General features: G+C 58.7%; 1 protein-coding gene. It reads left to right on the top strand.

What is annotated here, in order from left to right; all coding sequences use genetic code 11:
- Positions 1–6 precede the first annotated feature (6 nt).
- Positions 7–1,226: phage tail sheath subtilisin-like domain-containing protein (locus DES37_RS25450; RefSeq protein WP_245930202.1), on the top strand; the 1,220-nt coding region annotated here is incomplete at its 3' end.

Here is a 1,226-nt window from a genome sequence, read left to right as displayed (position 1 = left end):
CTCCGTGTGCCGCTGTTTTATGCCGAAATGGATAACAGCCAGGCCAACACGGAAACCGACAGCGGGGCATCACTGATTATCGCCATGGCGAACACGGGCAGCAGCATCACGCGCAATAAGCTGGTGATCATGCCGTCTGCCGGGCTGGCCGGGAAACAGGCCGGGCGCGGAAGCCAGCTGGCACGTATGGTGAGCAAATACCGTAATGTTGATCCCTATGGCGAATTATGGGTAATTGCGGTGGATGCGCCGGAAGGGGACGCCGCCACCGGGACCCTCACCCTGACCGGTGCAGCACAGGCCTCTGGCACACTGAGTCTGTATATCGGAACCGAACGGGTGCAGTCAGCCGTTGCCACCGGTGACACGGTGAGTGAGATGGCTTCTGCTCTGGCGGATGCCATCAATGCTGACCTGGATTTACCCGTGACAGCTGCGGCAGCAGCAGGGGTGATAACCCTGACTGCCCGGCATGCCGGTCTGTGTGGCAATGAGATTCCTGTGGTGATGAATTACTACGATACCGTGGGTGGGGAAGACTTACCGGACGGTGTGACGGTCGCCATTGTGGCGATGTCAGGAGGGACCGGCGCACCGGAACTCGATGCCGCAGTGGCGGCGATGGGCGATGAAGCGTTTGATTTTATCGGCCTGCCATTCGGTGATTCCGCTTCGGTTGAAACCCTGGCGCTGGAAATGAACGACGATTCCGGTCGCTGGAGTTACGCCCGGCAGTTATACGGGCATGTTTATACCGCCAAAGCAGGCACCCTGTCTGACCTGGTGGCATTTGGTGACACCCAGAACAAACAGCATGTATCGGTGGCCGGGTATGAGCCTGAAACCCAGACGGCGGTGGATGAACTGGTGGCACTGCGCACGGCCCGTAATGCGGTGTTTATCCGTAATGATCCGGCCCGTCCCACGCAGACCGGTGTGCTGACCGGCGCACTCCCGGCAAAAGCCGGTTCACGTTTCATCATGACAGAACGCCAGTCGCTGCTGAAACACGGTATTGCCACAGCGTGTACGTCAGGCGGGGAGCTGTGTATTGAGCGCGATATCACCACGTACCAGACCAACAAGTACGGGGTGGCGGATAACAGCTATCTGGACAGTGAAACCCTGCATACCAGCGCTTACGTGTTACGCCAGCTGAAAAGTATCATCACCAGCAAGTACCCGCGCCACAAACTGGCCAATGACGGTACCCGGTTTGGTGCCGG

This window comes from Mangrovibacter plantisponsor (genome assembly GCF_003182475.1).
Classification (GTDB): Bacteria; Pseudomonadota; Gammaproteobacteria; order Enterobacterales; family Enterobacteriaceae; genus Mangrovibacter; species Mangrovibacter plantisponsor.
The sequence above is the reverse complement of the archived record's forward strand: the minus strand, read 5'-3'. Positions and strand labels throughout refer to the sequence as shown.